Annotated in this window: 20 protein-coding genes and 1 pseudogene; 19 read left to right on the top strand and 2 right to left on the bottom strand. The window is 33.1% G+C overall.

Annotated features, from left to right (window positions below):
- The first annotated feature begins 35 nt into the window (after window positions 1-35).
- The 19 genes and pseudogenes from eco to EAG08_RS03565 all read left to right on the top strand — a co-directional run bounded on the left by eco (window position 36) and on the right by EAG08_RS03565 (window position 11,912).
- Window positions 36-527 (top strand): serine protease inhibitor ecotin, encoded by a 492-nt coding sequence (gene eco, locus EAG08_RS03645; RefSeq protein WP_129534267.1) that lies wholly within the window; start codon window positions 36-38, stop codon window positions 525-527.
- Window positions 528-692: 165 nt separating this feature from the next.
- A complete protein-coding gene (locus EAG08_RS03640; RefSeq protein WP_129534266.1) occupies window positions 693-1,148 on the top strand; it encodes a DUF1569 domain-containing protein in 456 nt (151 codons plus the stop codon).
- 9 nt (window positions 1,149-1,157) lie between these two features.
- Window positions 1,158-1,679: a hypothetical protein gene (locus EAG08_RS03635; RefSeq protein WP_129534265.1), complete on the top strand. Its 522-nt coding sequence runs from the start codon at window positions 1,158-1,160 to the stop codon at window positions 1,677-1,679.
- 8 nt (window positions 1,680-1,687) lie between these two features.
- Window positions 1,688-2,158 carry a hypothetical protein gene (locus EAG08_RS03630; protein ID WP_129534264.1) on the top strand — a complete coding sequence of 157 codons (471 nt, stop codon included), beginning with the start codon at window positions 1,688-1,690 and terminating at the stop codon, window positions 2,156-2,158.
- A 2-nt stretch (window positions 2,159-2,160) separates the two neighbouring features.
- Window positions 2,161-2,559 (top strand): hypothetical protein, encoded by a 399-nt coding sequence (locus EAG08_RS03625; protein WP_129534263.1) that lies wholly within the window; start codon window positions 2,161-2,163, stop codon window positions 2,557-2,559.
- Window positions 2,560-2,804: 245 nt separating this feature from the next.
- Window positions 2,805-3,176 (top strand): VOC family protein, encoded by a 372-nt coding sequence (locus EAG08_RS03620; protein WP_129534262.1) that lies wholly within the window; start codon window positions 2,805-2,807, stop codon window positions 3,174-3,176.
- Window positions 3,177-3,303: 127 nt separating this feature from the next.
- Window positions 3,304-3,753 carry a VOC family protein gene (locus tag EAG08_RS03615; protein ID WP_129534261.1) on the top strand — a complete coding sequence of 150 codons (450 nt, stop codon included), beginning with the start codon at window positions 3,304-3,306 and terminating at the stop codon, window positions 3,751-3,753.
- A gap of 112 nt (window positions 3,754-3,865) precedes the next feature.
- Window positions 3,866-4,258, top strand: a complete 393-nt coding sequence (locus EAG08_RS03610; RefSeq protein WP_129534260.1) for a DUF1398 domain-containing protein — start codon at window positions 3,866-3,868, stop codon at window positions 4,256-4,258.
- A gap of 141 nt (window positions 4,259-4,399) precedes the next feature.
- Complete coding sequence (locus EAG08_RS03605) at window positions 4,400-5,047, top strand: DUF2490 domain-containing protein (protein ID WP_410493349.1); 648 nt, start codon at window positions 4,400-4,402, stop codon at window positions 5,045-5,047.
- Window positions 5,048-5,081: 34 nt separating this feature from the next.
- On the top strand, window positions 5,082-5,825 hold the full coding sequence (locus EAG08_RS03600; protein ID WP_228446746.1) for a bestrophin family ion channel: 744 nt from the start codon (window positions 5,082-5,084) through the stop codon (window positions 5,823-5,825).
- 14 nt (window positions 5,826-5,839) lie between these two features.
- On the top strand, window positions 5,840-6,085 hold the full coding sequence (locus EAG08_RS21780) for a hypothetical protein (RefSeq protein WP_228446745.1): 246 nt from the start codon (window positions 5,840-5,842) through the stop codon (window positions 6,083-6,085).
- A gap of 70 nt (window positions 6,086-6,155) precedes the next feature.
- On the top strand, window positions 6,156-7,316 hold the full coding sequence (locus EAG08_RS03595) for a Na+/H+ antiporter (RefSeq protein ID WP_228446744.1): 1,161 nt from the start codon (window positions 6,156-6,158) through the stop codon (window positions 7,314-7,316).
- Between the two features lie 14 nt (window positions 7,317-7,330).
- Complete coding sequence (locus tag EAG08_RS21775) at window positions 7,331-7,768, top strand: hypothetical protein (RefSeq protein WP_228446743.1); 438 nt, start codon at window positions 7,331-7,333, stop codon at window positions 7,766-7,768.
- A 113-nt stretch (window positions 7,769-7,881) separates the two neighbouring features.
- Window positions 7,882-8,307, top strand: coding sequence for an SRPBCC domain-containing protein (locus EAG08_RS03590; protein WP_129534259.1), 426 nt, complete (start codon window positions 7,882-7,884; stop codon window positions 8,305-8,307).
- A gap of 81 nt (window positions 8,308-8,388) precedes the next feature.
- Window positions 8,389-8,769, top strand: a complete 381-nt coding sequence (locus EAG08_RS03585) for a VOC family protein (RefSeq protein ID WP_129534258.1) — start codon at window positions 8,389-8,391, stop codon at window positions 8,767-8,769.
- Window positions 8,770-8,807: 38 nt separating this feature from the next.
- The gene (locus EAG08_RS03580) at window positions 8,808-9,833 is read left to right on the top strand and encodes a glutaminyl-peptide cyclotransferase (RefSeq protein WP_129534257.1); all 1,026 of its coding nucleotides are present in this window, start codon (window positions 8,808-8,810) and stop codon (window positions 9,831-9,833) included.
- Window positions 9,834-9,923: 90 nt separating this feature from the next.
- Window positions 9,924-10,760, top strand: coding sequence for a hypothetical protein (locus EAG08_RS03575; protein ID WP_185145177.1), 837 nt, complete (start codon window positions 9,924-9,926; stop codon window positions 10,758-10,760).
- A gap of 104 nt (window positions 10,761-10,864) precedes the next feature.
- Window positions 10,865-11,478: pseudogene (locus EAG08_RS03570) on the top strand (deoxynucleoside kinase).
- Window positions 11,479-11,561: 83 nt separating this feature from the next.
- Entirely contained in the window at window positions 11,562-11,912 is a 351-nt protein-coding gene (locus EAG08_RS03565; protein ID WP_129534255.1) for an ArsC/Spx/MgsR family protein, read from the top strand.
- A 50-nt stretch (window positions 11,913-11,962) separates the two neighbouring features.
- Here EAG08_RS03565 and EAG08_RS03560 read toward each other — a convergent pair whose 3' ends face one another.
- Together EAG08_RS03560 and EAG08_RS03555 are read right to left on the bottom strand one after the other, a co-directional pair.
- Entirely contained in the window at window positions 11,963-12,268 is a 306-nt protein-coding gene (locus tag EAG08_RS03560; RefSeq protein WP_129534254.1) for a DUF493 family protein, read from the bottom strand.
- Between the two features lie 38 nt (window positions 12,269-12,306).
- A complete protein-coding gene (locus EAG08_RS03555; protein WP_129534253.1) occupies window positions 12,307-12,990 on the bottom strand; it encodes a DUF4197 family protein in 684 nt (227 codons plus the stop codon).
- Window positions 12,991-13,352: the final 362 nt, after the last annotated feature.

Genomic DNA, 13,352 nt, shown 5'->3' with positions numbered 1-13,352 from the left:
CTGTAAGGAAATTGTAAATTTTAAATCAAACAATTATGAAATTTTTAAAAGCAATATCTGTAGTATTGATGATGTTTGTAGTAGGCAATGTTTCTGCTCAGAAGATGAAAAAAGAAAAATTTGAAAAGCTTCAAATCGATATGTTTCCAAAAGCTAAAGAAGGATTTAAGCAAGTGTATATTCAATTGCCTATCGCAAAAAACGAAAGTGATTTAAAAGTCGAATTTTTTGTTGGTGTTGAAAAACTACTTGATTGCAACAAACATTTTCTGATGGGGAAAGTAACAACTCAGGATTTGCAAGGTTGGGGTTATAACTATTATGAAGTAGAATCTAACGGTGAAACGGGCGGAACTTTGATGGGTTGTCCGGATCAGAAGAAGACGAAGAAATTTGTTTCTTTACAGCCTGAAATTGTAAGATACAACAGCAAATTGCCTTTGGTTTTCTATGTTCCTAAAGATATGGAAGTCCGTTATAGGGTTTTACGACCTGATGCTGCGATGAAAAAAGCAGTTCAGAAATAGATTGTAACTACCTCAAAATAATCAGCTCCTCACAGATTTTGTGGGGAGTTTTTTTATTGCGATTTGAAGCAATGGGTGTTCAATAATTCACAATTGAAGATTGAAAACAATTTTTAAAATCATCCGAAATAATATTATATTTGTTCATATACAATTTAATAAGCTATGGAAAACGTATTTGATGCGAAAGACGCTCAGAATTACATCAATAGAATAAATAATTTAGTGGAAGATACACACGGTTTGTGGGGCAGAATGACGGTCGATCAGATGTTGGCACACTGTTGTATCAGTTACGAAATGGTTTACGAACCGGAAAAACATAAAAAACCGGGAGCCATCGCAAAATTTATCCTAAAATCATTTGTGAAGTCTAAAGTGGTTGGCGATAAAGCTTACCCAAGAGATTCTCCAACGGCACCGCAGTTTGTAATCACAGGAAGAAGAAATTTTGATGATGAGAAAAAAAGATTAATTGGTTTTATCCAAAAAACACAACAATTGGGAGCATCAGCGTTTCATGAGAAAGAATCGTTTTCTTTCGGAAAATTAAAGTCAGACGAATGGAACAATATGTTTGCAAAACATTTGAATCACCATTTATCTCAGTTTGGAGTTTAGTATTTTAAAATGAAAACAATTTTATTTTTACTGTTTCCATTTTTTATTTTCTATGCTCAGTCTAATGATTTTCCTTTAAAAGATAAAGATTTTAGCAAAATAATTCTTAATGAAAAATTGGGTTTTGACGGTGAAATGAATGCCGGGAAAATAGATGTCAAATTTTTTTCAGTCATAAAAGATTCCAAAAAACCGGAAAATTATCTGGTAAAAGGAGTCTACACATTAAATGGGAAAACTTTGACGTGTTTAGGGAAACTCACTTTTAATTATGTATTTAATGTAAAAGATTCACGTGATCTAATGTTAGTTTTCGGTGATTTTCAATTAAACGGAACTCAGCCAGATATTGATGATGGTATTTTTAAAGGTAAGTTTCGAATTCAGACGACAAAAGAAATGAATAGCATCAGCAAATTTTCCAATACAACCTTTAAAGGAGTGTTTGAAAATTTTGAAAACGGTAAAAAGACGGATTTTTGGTTTGCTAATTTTTATCATACCGACATTTCCAAAGTGATATTTAAATAAAAAATACAATGAAAAAACTTTTACTTATTCTCGTTCTCGCATCCAATTTTGTTTTTGCTCAAATGCCCAATATTTCAAATATTTGGCTGAATCAGTCAAAACCCTACATCGGAACGATTGGCAATGAAAATGAAACCATTAAACTGAAAATAGAAATTTCTGAACAGAACAAAAAAAATGATCAGGAATATTTTGTTTCAGGATATTCTGTGGTTGATAATAATACATCGAAATATGAAGGTAAATTAACGATCACCAAATACAAAGACGGTAAGAAAAAAGGAATTGTTTTTGGCGATTATGAGCTGGTTGAAGAGAATAAAGGAAAACATTCCGGTATTTTCACAGGAAAATTTGTGTATACATTTCAATGGAACAAAAAAACAGAAAAAATTGAAAATCCCAACATCGAATTTACAGGAAACTGGAAAAGCTATGACGGAACTTTAGATTTTAAAACTAATTTAAAAAACCAATAATCATGTTAAGAGTCATTTTAGGAGTTATTGCAGGAATTATTGCCGGTTCTGTTTGCGTTTGGGGAGTAGAAACACTTAATCATATTTTGCATCCGTATCCTGCCGGGATGAAGGCGAATGATATGGAAGCTTTTAAATCATATATTGAAAATTTACCATTCTTGGGCAAGTTTATGGTTATTGTGGGATATGCTTTGGGAGCTTTGGTTTCGGGTTTTATTTCTACAAAAATTGCAAAAAACGGAAAACCTACAGCAGCAATTATTTGCGGACTTATTTTCCTTTCTTTCACAATTTACAATATGGTTGTTTTGCCAACTCCAATCTGGTTTTGGGTTTTAGGAATCTTGGTTTGGGGATTGGTTTTAGCAGGATATAAATTGGCTTTAAGCAAAAAATAGGTTTTACCGTAAATGAGACAAAATGTTTTCAATCATTAAGTTTAAATGATACAAGTGACAACTTTGTGTTCTTTAATAAGTGAAATCGAAGATTCGACGTAGTTAAACGCCTTTGCCTCAATCTAAAATTATTTATTTGAATCGGCGAAACTTCGTTTTGCGAACTTAAAAATAGCTAGTAGTTAAAAAACTTTGCGAGCTTTGCGTTTAAATTAATTCAACATACAACCAAAAAACATCAAAATATGAAATTAGGAGCATTCTCCATCAGCTTAAGTGTGAAGGATTTAGAAAAGTCTAAAGATTTTTATGAAAAACTAGGCTTCACCCAAATGGGTGGAAGTATGGAAAGCAATTATTTGATCATGAAAAACGACAGTACATTGATTGGTCTTTTCCAGGCAATGTTTGACGGAAATATGCTGACTTTCAATCCGGGCTGGGACGAGAATGCTCAGAATCTCGAAGCCTTTGATGATGTTAGAGAAATTCAGAAACATCTGAAAGAACATCAGGTTGCATTAGAAAAAGAAGCCGACGAAACAACTTCCGGCCCCGAACATATTTTCCTGAAAGACCCTGACGGAAATATGATCTTAATAGACCAACATAGATAATTAAAAATAAGTAATGGGGTAATGATTAATAAGTAATGGAATAACATATTTTCACTATCAACTATCAACTATCAACTATCAACTATCAACCAAAAATAATAAACACAAAAACTTTTAAATAAAAATTATGGCAACAGTAAACGTTTATCTTACATTCAACGGAAATTGCAGACAGGCATTTGAATTTTACAAATCAGTCTTTGGCGGTGAATTTCCATACATCGGAACTTTTGGCGAAATGCCTCCGCAGGAAGGAAAAGAAATGCCTGATGAAGAAAAAGACAAAATCATGCATGTTACCCTTCCGATTTCTAAAGAAACAGTATTAATGGGAAGCGATACAGGTGGAGAATGGGCTTCAAGTCTAAAAGTGGGAAACAATTTTTCAGTTTCAATTAATGCAGATTCTAAAGAAGAAGCAGATAAATTATTCAACGGATTATCTAAGGGCGGACAAGTTACTATGCCTCTTGCAGATACTTTCTGGGGTGCATATTTCGGGATGTTTGCCGATCAGTTTGGCATCAATTGGATGGTTAATTATGACGATCCTGCGAAAATGCAGCAACATCCTTAATATTTATTTTTTAAATACGATAAATAGTAAAAAATAACCGACAAATTGATTTGTCGGTTTTCATTTTAAATATATTTGCTCTCCTAAATTTTTTATAATTAAATACAAACAAATGAAATTCACAATTGAAGAAATCAAAGCAGAACACCAAAAAGTAAAAAGCGGAGCAGATTTTCCTAAATACATTCAGGCTATAAAAAATCTTGGTGTTTCACATTACACGGCTTATGTTTCAGACGGGAACACAGAATATTTCGATACAGAAAATCATTCAGCAAAAACAGGAAGTAAATATGATGTTTTACAAATTTTAGAAAACTTGAATCTTGAAAATTTTAAAATTCAGTTAAAACTTCATCAGCAAGGCGGCACAGATTACATGACTTTTTGTAAAGACTGTGCAGAAAATGGAGTGGAAGGCTGGAAAATGGATTTGAATGATATGACCTGCACTTATTTTGACAAAAAAGGAAAAGATATTTTAGTAGAAAAAGTTCCTTCTTAATCTCAACTTATCTCCTGCCTGAGAATTTTATAAACTTAGATTTATTATTTGTTATTATTGATTAAAAGTATTAAATTTGATATTTTGATAGATAGTAATAATAAAGAAGTAAGACATGAAGGTTTTCAGGCAGTTGACGCTATTTTTTTTATAAGTATTTCAGCATATTCTTTTGCACAAGATAATAGTCTTGGGGCATGGTATATGTATTTCGGAAATAATAAAATCAGTAAAAAACTGAATTTCCATAATGAAATTCAATACCGTAATTTTAATGGAATTGGTGATTTAGAGCAACTTCTCATCCGTACCGGAATTGGGTATGATTTAACCGAAAACAACAACAATATTTTACTAGGTTACGGTTTTATTTTGAGTCAGCCTTACGTTAAAGGTGAAAAAACTGAGAATATCGAACACCGTATTTTCCAGCAGTACATTACTAAACAGAAATTTGGAAGATTCAATCTTCAGCATCGTTACCGTTTGGAAGAACGTTTTTTACAGGATGATTTCAGAATGAGATTCCGTTATTTATTGGGTTTAAATATTCCTGTTACCAATAAAGAAATGCTTCCAAAAACTCTGTATGTTTCTGCCTATAATGAGATTTTTCTGCATTTAGATAGTCCGGGTTTCGATAGAAATCGTGTTTATGGTGCTTTAGGATTCGTTATCAACAAAAACATGAGAATCGAAGCTGGCTACATGAATCAGATTCAGGAAAACAAAAACCGAGGACAGATACAGATTGGTTTTTACAACAATATTCCGTTCACAAGAAATTAAAATTGAATACCTTTAAAACACAAAAACTAAACAAATGCATTCAGGAAAAAGATTCAGCGCCATAGAATTTATAGTTTGGACTAAAAGAAGTATCTATATTCTATTGATTTTAGCAATAATTCCTACGCTTTTATATTATTTTGGATTTACCTTTCTTTCGTTTCCGTGGCAACCAATCGCAATTATGGGTACTGCAGTTGCTTTTATTGTCGGATTTAAAAATAATGCGAGTTACAGCCGTCTTTGGGAAGCCAGACAGATTTACGGAGCAATTATCAATGACAGCAGGAGTTTCGGGTATATTTTAAGAGATTCATTATCGGGTAAAAATCCGGTTAAAGTAAAAGCAATGTTTGAACGTCATTATGCTTGGTTGACGGCACTACGTTTTCAGTTGAGAGAACCAAGAGCATGGGAAAGTATGAATGTTGCTCAGTTTGAAGAATATGCGAAAAAATATGAAATTCAGGAACGAACTTTTAAAATAGAAGATGAACTAAAAAAATATCTTGTAGAAGACGAACTGAAATATATTTTAAGCAAAAAAAACCGTGCAACACAATTGATGGCTTTGCAAAGTAAAGAGCTTTCTGAGGCTTATGCAAATGGTGAAATCAATGATTTTCAATGGTCGCAGATTAATCAGCAATTGGTGAAATTTACTGATGATCAAGGCAAAGCAGAAAGAATTAAGAATTTTCCATATCCGAGGAACTTCTCTTCCATTACGACATATCTTTTGATTTTATTCATCGTTTTGTGCCTTTCGGTTTGGTAAAAGAATTTGCAAAAATGGGTGATGGAACAGCTCTTGAGAACTACACTTTGTGGTTTAATATTCCGTTTTCTCTTTTGGTGACTTGGTGTTTTCATACTTTAGACAGCGTAGGAGAAGCTTCTGTAAATCCTTTTGAAGGAAGCCCGAATGACGTTCCGATTACGCAAATAAGCCTTACGATAGAGATTGATATGAGAGATATGCTGGATGAGAGTGATCTTCCGCCGGCAATTACTCCGATCAACCAAATTGTATTATAAAGAGCTATGAGTTAATCTCCAAACTCAAATGAAGTTCATTTTTAGTAATAAAAATTAAAATAAAAAATCCATGATCCATACTTACGTTACCATATCCATTGCAGTCTTATTGTCTGTAATGATCCTCGTGATGATAGGGCAGAAGCTGAAAGTAGCTTATCCTATTTTTCTGGTGATTGCCGGATTAATCATCAGCCTTGTACCGAGAATGCCGCACATAGAAATTGAGCCGGATTTAGTCTTTCTGATTTTTCTTCCACCCATTTTATTTGAAGCGGCATGGTTCACCTCGTGGCAAGATTTTCATAAATGGAGAAAACAGATTTTTTCTATGGCTTTCGGATTGGTATTTCTGACCTCAGTGGTTGTTGCTTATCTTTCATCCTCAATAATTCCTGGATTGACGGTAGCGATGGGATTTTTGTTAGGTGGTGTAAACTCTCCTCCAGATGCAGTTGCGGCAACGTCTGTTTTAAAACATATGAAAATTCCAAAGAAGATCACCAGTATTTTGGAAGGTGAAAGTTTGATTAATGATGCATCGAGTTTAATTGTATTTAAATTTGCCCTAGCTGCAGTGATTTCCGGACAGTTCATCTGGAGAGATGCGATTGGTGATTTCTTCATTATGGCAGTTGGCGGAATCGCAATTGGAGTCGCCTTTGGGTTCCTTTTCGGATTTTTTCTTAGGTTAATTCCTTCCAACTCAAATATTGACACTGTAATTACATTAATTGTACCTTACATCATGTATGTTGGTGCAGAGCATTTTCATTTTTCCGGGGTGTTAGCAGTTGTGGCAGGCGGATTACTGATGTCATACAATTCGCATTGCTATCTTAGTCACACTTCAAGAATTCAGTCCGGCAATGTCTGGAGTGTTCTTATTTTTCTGATGAATACGATTATTTTTATCTTAATTGGTCTTGAATTACCGATTGTAGTCGCTGCAATGAAAGATTATACCATTTCAGAAGGAATATTTTACAGTATTGTAATCGGTGGAGCGATTATTTTAACAAGATTGGTTTACAGTTACAGTGTGATGTATTTTCCGTGGTTTTTATCTAAAAAATTAAGGTCAGAAAACCCAAAACCTGATTGGCGAGAACCGTTTATCATTAGTTTTGCAGCGATGCGAGGAGTAGTTTCATTAGCTGCGGCGCTTTCCATTCCTGCGTTTTACCAAACGGGGAAGCATTTCCGCATCGTAATATTATTTTATTCGTGACTTTCGTAATAATTTTGATAACTTTAGTTGGACAAGGTTTGATGCTTTCGCCAATTTTAAAATTTTTAAAAGTTGATGATGCCGGAAGCGAACTGCCGGAAGAAAAGCAGGAAGCAATTTTACTGAAGAAATTAAAAGAGACAGCACTTCAGAAATTGACTACAGATTTTTCTGAATTATCTGAAAGCAATAGTCTCGTGAGACATCAAATTTACAAGCTGGAAAATGAAATGAAGTTAATTGCTGACAAAGCACAATGCATGGGCTCTGCAGTAGATTATGCATCCGCAATGAACGAAAATAAAGATGTTTTGAGGCAGGTTATTCAGGCGCAGAGAAACGAACTTCACCGTATGAAGCGTGATAAAATATTCGACGATCATGTGATGAGAACGATTGAAATGCAGCTGGATTTTGATGAAGCTAAAATTACAGGATTTAGTCACTCTTAAATCATTGTTTCTCTTGAGGATTTGGCTAAATTATATTGGTTTAATTTGAAAAAATCTAATTGAACTTTGCGTTAAAATAAAAGTTAGGACAAATATTCATTAAAAAAATTCACATGGAAGATTCAATCATTATCAAAAAGAAAATCAACGCACCCATTGAAAAAGTTTGGAAAGCATTGACTGATAAAAACGAATTGCCATCATGGTATTTTGATATTGCAGATTTTGAAGCCGAAGTTGGACAGTCTTTTAATTTTTATGAGCCGGGTGAAGAAAAAAAATATCTTCATACGATTGAGATCATTGAAGCTATTCCAAATCAAAAATTGAAACACTCGTGGTTTTATCCCAATTTTTCTGATGAAAAAACTTTTGTGACTTGGGATTTAGAGTCTGATGCAAACGGAACTCTTGTGACATTAACTCATGAAGGAACTGAAAAATTGAAGGATTTAGGCGAAGGATTTGCTAAAGAAAGTTTTACCCAAGGTTGGAACGAAATTATTGGACAAAGCCTTAAATTATATCTGGAAAATTAATAATGAAATTAATCTTGATTTATAACACAAATGAAATAAGGCGATAAACTTATTGCCTAAAAAAAATATAATGATTTAAATATGAAATTTCATTCTCTGATGCCTGTCATTTGGACCAAAAATTTGGAGGAATCTATCGGATTTTACACTCATATTTTGGGTTTTTCGCTCGTTGATGCTAACATCGAAGCGCATTGGGCTTTTTTGATGAAAAATAAGGTGCAGATCATGCTCACTTTACCTAACGAACATGGAAATGTCAGTAACATCTGTTTTTCAGGTTCTTTTTATTTTAATATTGATGATGTAGATGAACTCTGGAAAGATTTGAATACGATCACAAAAATTTGCTATAAAATAGAAACTTTTGAATGGGGAATGCGTGAGTTTGCAATCTTTGATAACAACGGATATATATTACAATTTGGGCAAGCTGTCGACGAAATTAGTAAAGAGGAATAAATTTTGCTATTTTTGGAGAAATATTTTTAGAAATTAGAATGAAAAATAAAATAATTACAGGCTTCGCAGCACTTTTACTGTTCGTATCTTGTAACAAAGATAAGGAGATACTGAATTCATTAGTAGATTATAACAACTCGATGGAGGCGAAAGGATATCATTTTGGTGATAAACTTGATCTTCCAAAAGAAGTTTTAGATAACGCAGAAGCCATCAGCATCAGTTTTGGAGATAAAGAAACTTCAAGTCTGGTGGTAGATTCTAAATATTTTACCCTCGGAGATAATGCGGTCACTTTTAATATCAAAACAAAAGGTGGTGAGGTTTTGACGCAGGATGCAACTATCAATGTTTTTGCGAAAAATCCTGAAATGAAAATGAGTTATACTTTGGTCGCAGAATATCCTCACGATCCTAAAAGTTTCACAGAAGGGTTCTATATGGAAGGGAATACGGTCTATGAAAGTGTAGGACAGGAAGGTGCTTCAAAATTTATGAAATATGATCTAGGAAGTGAAGCGGTTATAAAAGAAGCGAAACAACCGGATAATGTTTTTTCTGAAGGAATTTCAAGTCTTGGAAATAAAATATATCAGCTGACTTATAGAGATAAAAAGGGTTTTATTTATGATAAAAACTCTTTTGAACTGATCAGCGAATTTGCTTATCCAAATGTAATTGGTGAAGGTTGGGGAATGACGACTGATGGAAAATATCTGATAGTTTCAGATGGTACAAAAAACATATATTTCCTAAATCCAAATGATCCCTCAAAAATGGAAAAATTTATTTCTGTAGCCGGAAATTCTGAGGTTTATGATCAGATTAACGAACTTGAGTATCATAAAGGATTCATCTACTCAAATGTATGGCATAAAAATATTATTCTTAAAATCAATCCCGCAAACGGTGAAGTGGTTGGTAAATTTGATTTTTCTCAAATTGCCGATCAGTACACAAAAGCTAATACAGAAAATGTATTAAACGGAATTGCTTTTAAAGGAGATAATATGGTGATTACAGGTAAAAACTGGCCGAAAATTTATGAAGTTGAGATTAAATAATTTTAAATTATTCTCAATTTCTTTTAAATAAAATAAAGTATGTAAATTGGTAGCGTTCCTCTGGAGCGCTATCGTTGGTAAAAAAGTTTTTTGAAAATATTCACAGCCTTATTCATCTTCATTTTCTGTACACTTTCTGCGCAGAGAGTTCTTCCTTTTGATACACTCAGAATCAAAGAAGTACGAGATTTATTCGCTGATGATTACGGAAATATTTATCTCTACAAAAACAAAGATTTTAGTTTCACAAAATACGATTCTGTTGGTAAACAGCTTGGTAAATTGATGTTTACAGTCCCATTCAGAGTTCAGGGTGTTCAAAACCCTTTGAGTATCGCCCTTTTTTCTGAAAATGCTCAGGAAATGAAATTTGTCGATCAGAATTTAAATGAAATTCAAAAAATAGACTTCAAACAGAAATTTACCTTTATCAAACATGCTTATGCAGAAGATCTACAGCAGATTTGGCTGCTGGATGAAAGCACAAAACGGCTTCTTCAATATAATTTCCGAAATGATACAACAATCAATTCATATCCTTTTGATGCCAGTTTTGATGATCTGATTGATCTTTTGGTGTACGAAAATAAGGTCTATATTTTAACAAAAAATCAATTCAAAATTTATAATTTAAAATTTGAAAAACTTTATGAAGCTCCTGTTGAAAACGGCAAAAGATTGAGGAGAGAAAATGAGTTTGTTTTAATTGTGGCTCAAAATTCTGTTTTTAAATATATTCCGGATAAAGAATTGGTCAAAATATTCGAAGATCCCGATGTGCAAATTGTGGAAAAAAATTCGCTCGCTTATTTTGAAATCAAAGGCAACAAACTTTATCTTTACAACTTGGAAAACCAAAAGGATTCTAAAAAACAAACAGCTCCTGAAACTCCGAAAAACGATACGGAAAAACAGTGGATGAATTGATGAAAGAGCAGTCTGAACAACCCGATATGCTCAAACTTTTAGAAGAAATTCAGGAATTAGGTTTTTAAAGAAGATAAAGTTTAAAAATAAATAGAAGAAGGAATATGCACATTGCAGTTACAGGAAATATTGGAGCAGGAAAGACTACGCTGACGACGATGTTGGCAAAGCATTATGGCTGGGATGCGCAGTTTGAGGATGTAGATCACAATCCTTATTTGGAAGATTTTTACGCAGATATGAGCAAGTGGAGTTTTGCACTTCAGGTTTATTTTTTGGGAAGTAGATTCCGTCAGGTAAAAGAAATCAGAGACAGTGGGAAAAATATTATTCAAGATCGTACGATTTACGAAGATGCCCATATTTTTGCAGAAAACCTGAACGACATGAAGCTTTTGTCAGACAGAGATTATAAAAACTATTCATCTCTTTTTGATTTGATGAAAACCTTTGTTTCGGCTCCAGATTTATTGATTTATCTGAAATCTGATGTTCCAAACTTAGTAAAGAAAATTTACAAACGAGGAAGAGAATATGAAGCCTCAATCAGTATTGAATATCTTTCTAAACTGAATCAGAAATACGAAAAATGGATAACAAATTATACCGAAGGTAAACTACTCATCATAGAAGTTGATGATCTTGATTTCGTAGAAAAGCCTGAAGATTTCGGATTGATTTTAGAAAAATAGAAACAGAATTGAATGGTTTATTTTAACCTTAAATTCATATTAAAATAATAAATCCTTGTCTTTTGGTGCTCAATTTGTTTTACACCTGAAAGATTTAAATTAAATAAAAATGTTGGTAAAAGTTCTTCATAACGGAAATTGCTCAAAATCAAATGCCGTACTCGAGTATTTGGACGAAAACGGCGTTCCGTTTGAAATTATCAACATTATCGAAGATCCGCTGAGTGTTTTGGAGCTGAAAACGGTTTTAAAAAAACTGAATGAAAATGTTTCTCACATCATCAGAAAAGAAGAAAAGTTATATCTGGAAAAATACGCAGGAAAAGATTTCACAGAGGATGAATGGCTGCAGATTTTGTCAGAAAACCCCTCTTTAATTCAGAGGCCGATTCTCATTAAAGGTTCTGTTGCGATGCTCGGAAGACCTGTGGAGAATGTGAAATTTTTTATTGAGCAGTAATCCGAATAATTGAAAATAAAAAAAAGTCAGCGATTGCTGACTTTCTTGTTTTATAATAAGATAACACCTTCTATTCTGGCGACTTCTTTATAAATTCTTACTACCTGATCTGCATCCAAAACAAATGCGTTGATATTGCAGGCTGTGTACTTGCCATTTTTGCTTTCACGGTTACCCAAAGTAAATTTGATACCATCAAAAACTTTGTATATTTCTGTAAGCTTTGCATCATCCGTGGGAATAATAAATTTAAAAAGATAATCTTCAGGAAAATCGTGGTGACCTTCTAGTTTTTCTTTTAATGATATGTAAAATTCTTCAGGATTTGCGTGCTGATTTCCTTGTAATATGTCCATTATTTCTACTTATTTATATAAATATAACGAAAATTTATTTATTTTCCAAGAGGTCCTAAAAGCGAAGCAGAATTTTGCTTCTCGTGATCTTCAATGATGTTGAATAATCCGTTCACAATCTGCTCAGAAGCCAACATGCTCAATCCACCAGCGTTGACGTTATTGTTGTTATTTCCACCACCTAAAAGACTTCCTAAAAGATTGCTTCCTGATAATGCAGTATTGATGGTTTTTACAATCCCGTATTTATTCAGTTCCTGCTCAACTTTTGGAGCGATTGCCGCAACGAGCTGCTGAGAAGTTTTTTCCTTCAAAATTAAAGTAGCTGTCCCTTTCTCACCCTGGATAATTCTTGTTACATCCTGAGCATTTAAGCTGTTGACTGCACTTTCAAGAATTGGTCTTGAGATATTTACAGTGTAAACTGCCGCATCAGCAATATATTCTCTCTCTTTGGCAACCAATGCCGGAGCGATTTTTTCTAAAGTGGTATTGATGTCACGTAATTGCTTTGGCAATGCCTTGTCAACCAGATTGTTTTGAAGAAATGCTTCTTTGTTGCCATAGATATTCATTCCTTTATTAATTCCGCCTAATAGAACTCTTTTAATCACTGCTAATCCTAAATCTGAAGTTGCCAAAGTAGAGCAAGACTGCAAACTTGTATTGATCACTGCACCTGTTCCTAAAACCAATGCAATGGCTATAATATATTTTTTCATTTTCAATTTTTTTAACCTTGTCAAATACTGCACCAAAGGTAAAGACATTTGTGTGTTTAACAAAAATTTACCATACGATAATTATAGTTCGGAAATTCCCCAATATTACATGAATTTTAAATTTTGAATTCAAAAATTTAAGATTGTATTAAAATGAGACATTAGAAGTGCTTTTTGGTTGTTTTTTGCAGTAAAAATCGCTTTGCTTCAATGTGAAATATTCATTTATATTAAAATATAATGTTGTAGAATATATTAAAATTTAATTTGTTTTAACATATTTCGTAATTTATTCTATAATTAGTAATTTATTTAACTAAATTTAACATCATTTGATATTTTTATATTTTTGACTAACGTCT

Source organism: Chryseobacterium sp. 3008163, from assembly GCF_003669035.1.
In the GTDB taxonomy this organism is placed as follows: Bacteria; Bacteroidota; Bacteroidia; order Flavobacteriales; family Weeksellaceae; genus Chryseobacterium.
This window is presented reverse-complemented; position numbering and strand designations above follow the sequence as displayed.

What these genes read in the sequence shown, in the direction of transcription:
- eco (WP_129534267.1), top strand. Translation starts at nt 36, where the DNA reads ATGAAATTTTTAAAAGCAATATCTGTAGTATTGATGATGTTTGTAGTA.
- EAG08_RS03640 (WP_129534266.1), top strand. Translation starts at nt 693, where the DNA reads ATGGAAAACGTATTTGATGCGAAAGACGCTCAGAATTACATCAATAGA.
- EAG08_RS03635 (WP_129534265.1), top strand. Translation starts at nt 1,158, where the DNA reads ATGAAAACAATTTTATTTTTACTGTTTCCATTTTTTATTTTCTATGCT.
- EAG08_RS03630 (WP_129534264.1), top strand. Translation starts at nt 1,688, where the DNA reads ATGAAAAAACTTTTACTTATTCTCGTTCTCGCATCCAATTTTGTTTTT.
- EAG08_RS03625 (WP_129534263.1), top strand. Translation starts at nt 2,161, where the DNA reads ATGTTAAGAGTCATTTTAGGAGTTATTGCAGGAATTATTGCCGGTTCT.
- EAG08_RS03620 (WP_129534262.1), top strand. Translation starts at nt 2,805, where the DNA reads ATGAAATTAGGAGCATTCTCCATCAGCTTAAGTGTGAAGGATTTAGAA.
- EAG08_RS03615 (WP_129534261.1), top strand. Translation starts at nt 3,304, where the DNA reads ATGGCAACAGTAAACGTTTATCTTACATTCAACGGAAATTGCAGACAG.
- EAG08_RS03610 (WP_129534260.1), top strand. Translation starts at nt 3,866, where the DNA reads ATGAAATTCACAATTGAAGAAATCAAAGCAGAACACCAAAAAGTAAAA.
- EAG08_RS03600 (WP_228446746.1), top strand. Translation starts at nt 5,082, where the DNA reads ATGCATTCAGGAAAAAGATTCAGCGCCATAGAATTTATAGTTTGGACT.
- EAG08_RS21780 (WP_228446745.1), top strand. Translation starts at nt 5,840, where the DNA reads ATGGGTGATGGAACAGCTCTTGAGAACTACACTTTGTGGTTTAATATT.
- EAG08_RS03595 (WP_228446744.1), top strand. Translation starts at nt 6,156, where the DNA reads ATGATCCATACTTACGTTACCATATCCATTGCAGTCTTATTGTCTGTA.
- EAG08_RS03590 (WP_129534259.1), top strand. Translation starts at nt 7,882, where the DNA reads ATGGAAGATTCAATCATTATCAAAAAGAAAATCAACGCACCCATTGAA.
- EAG08_RS03585 (WP_129534258.1), top strand. Translation starts at nt 8,389, where the DNA reads ATGAAATTTCATTCTCTGATGCCTGTCATTTGGACCAAAAATTTGGAG.
- EAG08_RS03580 (WP_129534257.1), top strand. Translation starts at nt 8,808, where the DNA reads ATGAAAAATAAAATAATTACAGGCTTCGCAGCACTTTTACTGTTCGTA.
- EAG08_RS03565 (WP_129534255.1), top strand. Translation starts at nt 11,562, where the DNA reads ATGTTGGTAAAAGTTCTTCATAACGGAAATTGCTCAAAATCAAATGCC.
- EAG08_RS03560 (WP_129534254.1), bottom strand. Translation starts at nt 12,268, where the DNA reads ATGGACATATTACAAGGAAATCAGCACGCAAATCCTGAAGAATTTTAC.
- EAG08_RS03555 (WP_129534253.1), bottom strand. Translation starts at nt 12,990, where the DNA reads ATGAAAAAATATATTATAGCCATTGCATTGGTTTTAGGAACAGGTGCA.